Source organism: Pseudomonas sp. HMWF021, from assembly GCF_003061005.1.
Taxonomy (GTDB): domain Bacteria; phylum Pseudomonadota; class Gammaproteobacteria; order Pseudomonadales; family Pseudomonadaceae; genus Aquipseudomonas.
Genome location: NZ_QAIK01000006.1, coordinates 15,622 through 22,746 on the forward strand (window position 1 = coordinate 15,622; position 7,125 = coordinate 22,746).

Sequence of the window (7,125 nt, forward strand, 5' to 3'; positions counted from 1 at the left end):
ACGGCTGTTCACCAGCGATGTCAGCCACGAACTGCGCACACCGTTGATGGTGCTGGCCAGCTCCTGCGAACTGCTGCTGGAAAACCCCGGGCTGGATCAGCGCGGCCGTGCCCAGGTCGAGCGCATCGCCCGGGCCAGTGAGGAAATGCGCGAACTGGTGCAGACCTTCTTGATGCTCGCCCGCGCCCAGCGTGAAGACGCCGGTTCCGCGCCGCAGCAGAACCTTGCCCAAGTGGCCGACGGACTGCTGAGTATCTGGCGCGAGCCGATCGAGGCGAAAGGGCTGCAACTGATGTTCGAGCCGGGCAATCCGCCGGACACTTGCTTCAACGCCACGCTGCTCAGTGCTGTCATGGGCAATCTGTTGCGCAATGCCTGCCACTACACCGAACATGGATTCATTCGCCTGACACTCAACGACAACGGTTTCGTCGTCGAAGACTCGGGTGTCGGTATTCCCGAGGAAAAACGCGAAGCCATGTTCCAGCCTTTCGTGCGGGGCAATGAAAAGCGCGGCGAAGGCCTGGGGCTGGGCTTGTCACTGGTGCAGCGGATCTGTGAAAACCAGGGTTGGGAGGTGACATTGAGCACCATGCAGCCCAATGGTTGCCGCTTTGAGGTGACGCTGGGTCAGCGTTGAACCCCAAACCCAAGCGGCCGCGCCCTGAGTGCTGGCATTTGATGACGCCTTCGCGAGCAGGCTCGCTCCCACAGAGATCCAGGGTACAAAGGTGGGAGCGAGCCTGCTCGCGAAGGGGATTGAACGGCGGTATTGAATCCTCAGTGGCCGCCGGACTCAGCTAATGGCCCCGAGCTATTGCATTCTCCATGTAAAACCCTGTAATAGATTGCCGGTTTACGTTACGTATTTTTCACAAAGGGACGACCTGACGCTGACATGCCACTACCTATGGTAGGGGCATCAGTAATTCAGGAGCCCTGATGATGAGCAGACCGATCAAGCTCGATTTTTCCGAAAAGTATGATGACCAGCATGCACAAAAATATTTGCGCAAGCACCAGGACGGTTTAGGTCGTCGGTTGTCACATTGGCGGGACGAGCAACTGGCCCGCAAGGCGCTGACACTGGCCGGCGAGCCGGGGTTGGTACTTGATCTGCCGTGCGGAGCAGGACGTTTCTGGCCGTTGCTGGCGGAAAAACCCAACCGGGTGATCATTGGCGCGGACAATTCCGAGTCCATGATCAGGACTGCGATGCAGTCGCAACCGGCAGATGTGGTGAAACGGGTACAACCCTTGCACACGTCAGCGTTCGACATTGCCTTGCCGGACAACGCCGTCGACAGCATTTTTTGCATGCGCCTGTTGCACCACATCGGAGAAGCCGAGCATCGGCGGGCGATTTTGCGCGAATTCGAGCGTGTCACCCGTGACAGCGTGATCATTTCGTTGTGGGTGGATGGCAATTTCAAGGCCTGGAAACGCAAACGCGCTGAGCAGCGTCGCGGCCAGGAAGGTTACCAGAACCGGTTTGTGTTACCGGCTGTGACAGTAGAAAAGGAATTCGAAGACGCAGGTTTTCGCATTCAGGAACAACTGGACTTTATTCCGCTGTATGCCATGTGGCGGGTCTACGTATTACGCAAGAGGTAACAGGATGCCGGTGCAAATAGCAGCAGAAACGGAAGTCGCTCCCCAGGATCGCTTCGACTACTACTGGAATCAGCGCGGGGAATGGGTAGAAGAGCCCAACGTACGCCGTGGCGGTGAAAGTGGTGTGCAACGAGTCGTGGGCCGTGACGGCCAGTTGCTGTATGCCAAGCGCCAGACAGGGCATATCTATCGCAGTTGGCTGCATCCTTTCGGCCGCCCGACAGTCTTGCGTGAGCTGGATGCCCTGACCGGCGTCAGCCGCCTCGGCGTACGCGTCCCGCAAATTGTGTTCTGCGGTGCGCAGCCCGATCCGCAACACAAGTGGCGTGCCCTGTTGGTGACCAAGTCGCTGGACGGCTTCGACGAACTCGAAAAATGGGAAGCCGCGGGTGGTCGTGCCCAATACGGCGAAGCCGTCTATGAACGAGTGCTGAAAGACCTGGCGCAAAACCTTGCGCGCATGCACAAGGGCCGCTGGCAGCACAGTTGCATCTACATCAAACACGTATTTGTACGGGTGACCGGCGAGGGCGATTCGGCTCAGGTTGAAGTGGCACTGATCGACCTTGAGAAATGCCGACAGCGCCTGACCGCTTATCGCGCGGCCTCCCATGACATGAAGCAATTGCGTCGCCATTCGTCGTTCAGCGATACGGACTGGAAAAAACTCGTCTACTTTTATGAGACGGCGTTTGGCAGCGCTATCAAAGGTTTATAGCGATGAAACTCGAAATTGCACGAGGTTTGTTTTTGGTTGGGGCCTTGGCAGTTGCTTCATTGGCGGTGGCGGCCTGGGAGCAGCCCCGCATGCAGGTGATCGGTAACACCACGAGTGATGCTCACTGCGCAGTACCACGGGTGGCGAAAGCCTCCGTGGCTACTCAACCTGACCATGATCTTCTGTTGTTCATGTTCGGGCTTTCTCAAGGGATGAGGCCACAGAGTTGAACCGATTGAAGCCAAAATGAAGGCCTCGCAGATGCGAGGCCTTTTTTATGGATCAATGAAATCCCTCTGTAGGAGCTGCCGCAGGCTGCGATCTTTTGATCTTGTTTTTTTGTAACCCAAGATCAAAAGATCGCAGCCTTCGGCAGCTCCTACAGGGACAGAGATACGGACAGGAAAACGGTCATGATTTGGGATCCGGTTTCGCCAGCAGGGTGTAGATGCATGGCAATACGAACAGCGTAAACAACGTCCCGATCGACATCCCCGTGGCAATCACGGTGCCGATGTCAAAACGGCTCACTGCGCCAGCACCGGTCGCCAGAATCAACGGCACCATGCCGAACACCATCGCCGCCGTGGTCATCAACACCGGGCGCAGGCGAATCGCTGCCGCTTCCTCGACCGCTTCACGTGCGGTCAGGCCCTTGTCCTTGCGCAACTGGTTGGCGAACTCGACGATCAGGATCCCGTGCTTGCTGATCAGCCCGATCAGCGTCACCAGCCCGACCTGGGTGTAGATGTTCATGCTCGACCAGCCAAGGAACAGCGGAATCAATGCGCCGCAGATCGACAATGGCACCGTCACCAGAATCACCAGCGGATCTCGGAAGCTCTCGAACTGCGCTGCCAGCACCAGGAAAATGATCGCCAGTGCCAGGGCGAAGGTCACCCACAGGGCGCTGCCTTCCTGCACGTACTGGCGCGAGGCGCCACCATAGTCGAAGGCAAAACCGGCTGGCGCTTCTTCCCGGGCGATCTGCAGCACGGTGTCGATGGCTTCGCCCATGCTGACCAGCGGGAATCCGGAGATCTTCGCCGCGTTGAGTTGCTGGAATTGGTTGAGCTGGCGCGGTCGCGCCCGGTCGCTGACCTTGATCAGGGTCGACAGTGGCAGCAACTCGCCCTGGGTGTTCTTCACATAGTAATTGTTCAGCCAGCCGGGGTTTTCGCGGTACGGTCGCTCGACCTGGGCAATCACCTTGTAGCTGCGGCCTTCGATGGTGAAACGGTTGATTTCCGCCTCGCCCAGCAAGGTCGCCAGAGTGCCGCCCAGATCCAGCATCGATACGCCCATCTGCGCCGCCTTGGCGCGGTCGATATCGACCACCACTTCCGGTTTGTCGAACGCCAGGTCGAGGTCGACGAAGGCGAACTTGCCGGACTCCATCGCGCGTTTCTTGATCCGGTCGGCCACTTGCAGCAGCAACTCGTAGTCATTGGCGGTATTGACCACGAACTCGAACGGCAAACCTTCACCGGTGCCGGGCAGGGAGGGCAGGTTGAAGCCGAAAATCTGCAGACCGGGAATGCTCGCCAGTTTGCCTTGCACCTCAGGCAGGATCTGCATCTGCGTGCGACTGCGCTCGTTCCACGGCTTGAGCAGGAAGCCACCGATGCCCGCTTGCACGCCGTTGTAGCCGTTGATCTGGAACGAGGAGTAGTACTCCGGAAACTCCTTGAAGATCTTGATGAATTCGTCGGTGTAGGTGCTCAGGTAATCAAGGTTGGTCGGTTGCGGGGCCGTGGCCATCATGAAAATGATGCCCTGGTCCTCATCCGGTGCCAGTTCGGATTTGGTGAACTTGAGAAACACCGGGATCAGGCACAGCACGATCACCGCAAACACCAGCACCACCGGCCGGGTGTTCAACGTGCCGTGGAGCATGCTCTGGTAGCGGCGCTTGAGGCCGTCGAAGATGCGGTCGAGCCGGTGCGCCAGGCCACTGGGGTTTTCCTCGTGACGCAACAGCAGGGCGCACATCATTGGCGACAGGGTCAGGGCGACGATCCCGGAGATCACCACGGCGCCGGCCAGGGTCAGGGCGAACTCCTTGAACAGCGCCCCGGTCAGCCCGGTGAGAAAGCCGATCGGCGCATACACCGCCGCCAGGGTGATGGTCATCGACACCACCGGCATGGCGATTTCCCGTGCGCCCTCCAGTGCCGCCTCCAGCGGCGTCTTGCCTTCCTCGATATGCCGGTGAATGTTTTCCACCACCACGATGGCATCGTCCACCACCAGCCCGATGGCCAGCACCATCGCCAGCAGGGTCAGCAGGTTGATCGAGTACCCCATCATCTGCATGAAGAACATCACGCCGATCATCGACAGCGGGATGGTCACCACCGGGATCACCACCGAGCGCAATGCCCCCAGGAACAGGAACACCACGACGATCACGATCAGCACCGCTTCGAACAGGGTTTTCACCACTTCGTCGATGGAGGCCTGGATGAACTGGGTGGCGTCGTAGGCAATTTCGCTCTTGAGGTTGGGCGGCAATTGCGCTTCCAGCTCCGGCATCAGCTTGCGCACTTCCCGGATCACGTCCAGCGGGTTGGCGCCGGGCGTGGCCTTGATGCCGATGTACACCGAGGGTGTGCCGCCGAAAGAGCTGATCGAATCGTAGTTTTCCGCGCCCATCTCGACCCGCGCCACATCACTGAGCAGCACGCGACTGTCGCCACTGACCTTGAGCGGAATCGCGGCAAAGGCTTCGGCGGACTTCAGTTCGGTGTTGGCGTTGATGCTGGTGACCACGTACTCGCCCTTCACCTCGCCGGCGGCGGAGAGGAAGTTGTACTGGCGCACCGCGTTGGTCACGTCGCTGGCACTGAGGCCGAAACCGGCGAGTTTCACCGGGTCTAGCCACAGGCGCATGGCGAATACCTGATTGCCGAGAATCTCCGCCTCGGCCATGCCCGGCAGGGTCGCCAGTTTCGGCTGGATCACCCGTGACAGGTAGTCGGTGATCTGCGGGTTGCTCAAATCCTTGCTGAAGAAGCTGATGTACATCAGCGCCGAGGCGTCAGCCGACTCCTTGCTCAGCACCGGGTCCTCGGCGTCCTGCGGCAGCTTGTTTTTCACCTCGTTGGCCTTGGCCAGCAGTTCGGTGAACAAGCGGTCGGTGTTGGAGCCGATGCGCGCGTAGATCGAGATCACCGAAAAGTTCTGGCGGCTGACCGAGGTCATGTAGTCGATGCCCTCGGCGCTCGCCAGGCTCTGCTGCATCGGTTGGGTGATGTAGCCCTGAATGGTCTCGGCGTTGGCCCCGGGGTAGGCGGTGGTCACCGTGATCAGGGCGTTTTCCATCTGCGGATACTGGCGCAGCGGCAGCTTGCTCCAGGCCTGGAAACCCAGCAGCACAATCAGCAGGCTGACCACGGTGGCGAGCACCGGGCGGCGGATGAACGGATCGGTAAAAGCCATGGGGGTTCCTTGATCAGTCGGCGCGAGGCGGACTGTTCTGCTCGCCGAGGGTCTTGTCGTCGCTGATGGCGATGTGCGCACCGTTGTCCAGTTTGATCTGGCCGGCAGTCACCACTTGTTCGCCGCTCTGCACGCCCTTGTTGATCATCACCAGGCCATCGCGGCGCTCGCCGGTCTCGATGAAACGACGCTCGGCGATCAGCACCGGCTGACCCTTGTCATCCTTGACCACGCTGCCGTCCTCGGCCTTCTGTTGCCCGACCACGTACAGCGAGTTGCCGTATAGGGTGTAGGTGATCGCGCTTTCCGGGACGACGATGTGTTTCTGCGGATCAGGCAGCAGCACGTTGAGGCTGGCGAACATGCCCGGCAGCAACTTGCCGTCGGGGTTGGCCAGGGTCGCGCGCACCAGAATATTGCGCGTGGTGCTCTCGACAATCGGGTTGATCGCGCTGATGGCGCCGGGGAAATCCTGCCCGGGATAGGCGGCGACGCTGATCTGCACCGGTTGCCCGATGGCCAGTTTCGGCACCGATTGCTCCGGCACATAGAAGTCGGCGTAGAGGCTGCTCAGGTCCTGCAGCGTGGCGATTTTGGTGCCGCTGGCGAGGTAGTCGCCGACATCCACCTGACGGATGCCGATGGTGCCGCTGAACGGCGCAAGGATGCGTTTTTTCGCAAGCGAAGCGTTGAGCTGATTGACCGTGGCCCTGTTCTTTTGCAACACGGCCGAGAGGCGATCGTACTCGCCCTTGGAGATCGCGCGGCTGTCGACCAGTTGGCTGCCACGGCCGAAATCCAGTTGCGCCAGCCCCAGGTCAGCCTTGGCGGTTTCTAGCAGGGCGGTTTCGACCGCGCTGTCGAGTTGCAGCAGCGGCTGCCCGGCCTTGACCTTCTGCCCGGATTCGAACTTGAGCTCGGTGACGGTGCCGACGACTTCCAGACTCAGCTCGACGCCTTGCAAAGCCTTGAGCGAGCCGACGGTGGGCAAACGCATCTGCCACGGTTGTTCGGTGGCGCGGGCCACGGCGACGCTGATCGGCGGTTTCGGTTTGGAAAAGCCCTGGATCATGGTGTAGATCGAAAAGGCTTTGTACCCGCCCAATACCAGGACGACCAGCAAGACAACACCCAACATGATCAGCATGCGGCGACGCAGCATATTTCCAGTTCCTTGGATAAATCAGGTGAGACAGGCGGGCACATTACTCCGAGAACAGGGGGGAATCCAACTGGCAGTTATTACAGGGTGACTCAAAAGATCGCAGCCTGCGGTGTAGTGGTTCAGTTTTTTTAAACCACTCCGTAGGAGTATTAGGCCGCCTGCTGCTCAAATAGCGCAGGCGGCAATT

General features: G+C 59.7%; 6 protein-coding genes. 4 read left to right on the top strand and 2 right to left on the bottom strand.

What is annotated here, in order from left to right; all coding sequences use genetic code 11:
* From DBR18_RS28580 to DBR18_RS00460, 4 genes are all read left to right on the top strand, one after another.
* Positions 1-640, top strand: a 640-nt coding sequence (locus DBR18_RS28580; protein ID WP_256588478.1) for a HAMP domain-containing sensor histidine kinase, incomplete at its 5' end; no start/stop codon positions are given.
* A 305-nt stretch (positions 641-945) separates the two neighbouring features.
* Positions 946-1,614 carry a class I SAM-dependent methyltransferase gene (locus DBR18_RS00450; protein ID WP_108588863.1) on the top strand — a complete coding sequence of 223 codons (669 nt, stop codon included), beginning with the start codon at positions 946-948 and terminating at the stop codon, positions 1,612-1,614.
* Between the two features lie 4 nt (positions 1,615-1,618).
* The gene (locus DBR18_RS00455; RefSeq protein WP_108588859.1) at positions 1,619-2,332 is read left to right on the top strand and encodes a lipopolysaccharide kinase InaA family protein; all 714 of its coding nucleotides are present in this window, start codon (positions 1,619-1,621) and stop codon (positions 2,330-2,332) included.
* Between the two features lie 2 nt (positions 2,333-2,334).
* Positions 2,335-2,562, top strand: a complete 228-nt coding sequence (locus DBR18_RS00460) for a hypothetical protein (protein WP_108588860.1) — start codon at positions 2,335-2,337, stop codon at positions 2,560-2,562.
* Between the two features lie 181 nt (positions 2,563-2,743).
* Here the strand turns inward: DBR18_RS00460 and DBR18_RS00465 are convergent, their stop codons facing one another.
* Together DBR18_RS00465 and DBR18_RS00470 are read right to left on the bottom strand one after the other, a co-directional pair.
* Entirely contained in the window at positions 2,744-5,773 is a 3,030-nt protein-coding gene (locus DBR18_RS00465; RefSeq protein WP_108588861.1) for a multidrug efflux RND transporter permease subunit, read from the bottom strand.
* Between the two features lie 13 nt (positions 5,774-5,786).
* Positions 5,787-6,935, bottom strand: coding sequence for an efflux RND transporter periplasmic adaptor subunit (locus DBR18_RS00470; RefSeq protein ID WP_108588862.1), 1,149 nt, complete (start codon positions 6,933-6,935; stop codon positions 5,787-5,789).
* Between the last annotated feature and the right edge of the window lie 190 nt (positions 6,936-7,125).

What these genes read in the sequence shown, in the direction of transcription:
- DBR18_RS00460 (WP_108588860.1), top strand. Translation starts at nt 2,335, where the DNA reads ATGAAACTCGAAATTGCACGAGGTTTGTTTTTGGTTGGGGCCTTGGCA.
- DBR18_RS00450 (WP_108588863.1), top strand. Translation starts at nt 946, where the DNA reads ATGAGCAGACCGATCAAGCTCGATTTTTCCGAAAAGTATGATGACCAG.
- DBR18_RS00465 (WP_108588861.1), bottom strand. Translation starts at nt 5,773, where the DNA reads ATGGCTTTTACCGATCCGTTCATCCGCCGCCCGGTGCTCGCCACCGTG.
- DBR18_RS00470 (WP_108588862.1), bottom strand. Translation starts at nt 6,935, where the DNA reads ATGCTGCGTCGCCGCATGCTGATCATGTTGGGTGTTGTCTTGCTGGTC.
- DBR18_RS00455 (WP_108588859.1), top strand. Translation starts at nt 1,619, where the DNA reads ATGCCGGTGCAAATAGCAGCAGAAACGGAAGTCGCTCCCCAGGATCGC.